General features: G+C 48.1%; 4 tRNA genes and 1 rRNA gene. All 5 read left to right on the forward strand.

The annotated features are described in order from the left end of the window. A 16S ribosomal RNA gene (locus ACQEXR_RS20360) occupies positions 1-64 on the forward strand; the annotation flags it as partial. An 87-nt stretch (positions 65-151) separates the two neighbouring features. Then, a tRNA-Glu gene (locus tag ACQEXR_RS20365) sits at positions 152-227 on the forward strand. 2 nt (positions 228-229) lie between these two features. Then, positions 230-305: transfer RNA gene (locus ACQEXR_RS20370), tRNA-Lys, on the forward strand. A 14-nt stretch (positions 306-319) separates the two neighbouring features. Continuing rightward, positions 320-395 (forward strand) — tRNA-Ala (locus ACQEXR_RS20375). 13 nt (positions 396-408) lie between these two features. Then, positions 409-484 (forward strand) — tRNA-Val (locus tag ACQEXR_RS20380). Positions 485-611 lie beyond the last annotated feature (127 nt).

The following is a 611-nucleotide window of genomic DNA, read 5'->3' on the forward strand; positions in this document are numbered from 1 at the left end:
CATGACTGGGGTGAAGTCGTAACAAGGTAGCCCTAGGGGAACCTGGGGCTGGATCACCTCCTTATACGATGATTATTGCGATGAGTGTTCACACAGATTGATGGTTTATGTAGTTTAAGAGAAAGAACATCCCCCAAGATGTTCACTTAGTGTCCCGTTCGTCTAGAGGCCTAGGACACCGCCCTTTCACGGCGGTAACAGGGGTTCGACTCCCCTACGGGATACCATTGGGTCGTTAGCTCAGTTGGTAGAGCAGTTGACTTTTAATCAATTGGTCGCAGGTTCGAATCCTGCACGACCCACCATTTTCTCAAGATATGGGGCTATAGCTCAGCTGGGAGAGCGCCTGCCTTGCACGCAGGAGGTCAGCAGTTCGATCCTGCTTAGCTCCACCATTCTTGATTCGATGGGCGATTAGCTCAGTTGGGAGAGCACCTGCCTTACAAGCAGGGGGTCACTGGTTCGAGCCCGGTATCGCCCACCATCTTTAAGCATACTTGCTTGAGTGTTCTTAAAAATGGTTTCGAAAGAAACTTGCTCTTTAACAATTTGGAAAGCTGACGAATAACAACAATCCCCATATCTTTGATATGCGTTGTTATTCAAATTAA

The organism is Vibrio sp. TRT 2004, from assembly GCF_050113735.1.
Classification (GTDB): domain Bacteria; phylum Pseudomonadota; class Gammaproteobacteria; order Enterobacterales; family Vibrionaceae; genus Vibrio.